1 protein-coding gene is annotated in these 448 nt (G+C 56.0%); it reads left to right on the forward strand.

From position 1 onward, the window contains the following. Positions 1 to 264: 264 nt before the first annotated feature. Positions 265 to 448: hypothetical protein (locus E1189_RS24700; RefSeq protein ID WP_230459950.1), on the forward strand; the 184-nt coding region annotated here is incomplete at its 3' end.

The raw sequence follows: 448 nt of genomic DNA on the forward strand, positions 1-448 counted from the left end.
TCACAGACAAAAGGCCTGTCCCCTGTGTGCGTGCGTTTGTGGGAAGTGAGTGCACCAGATTGGCCAAAACGCTTGCGGCACCCGTCAAAGTCACAGACAAAGGGCCTTAGTGAACGACTTGTTGCACCCGTCCTGATCACAGACAAAGGGCTGCACCCGTCCTGGTCACAGACAAGGGCCGCATCCGTCCTGGTCACAGACAAAGGGCCTTAGTGAACGACTTGTTGCACCCGTCCTGATCACAGACAAAGGGCCCTCCCCTGTGTGGCTGCGTTTGTGGGCGGTGATCCCTGTGTGAGTGCGTTTATGTCTGGTGAGATCGCCGGATTGGATAAAACGCTTGCTGCACCCCTCATGGTCACAGACAAAGGGCTTGCACCCTGTGTGGGTGTGTTTGTGCCTGACGAGATTACCGGACTGGGTAAAACGCTTGTTGCACCCGTCAAAG

Origin of the sequence: Parendozoicomonas verongulae, from assembly GCF_009711465.1 — a bacterium.
GTDB classification, from domain to species: Bacteria; Pseudomonadota; Gammaproteobacteria; order Pseudomonadales; family Endozoicomonadaceae; genus Sansalvadorimonas; species Sansalvadorimonas verongulae.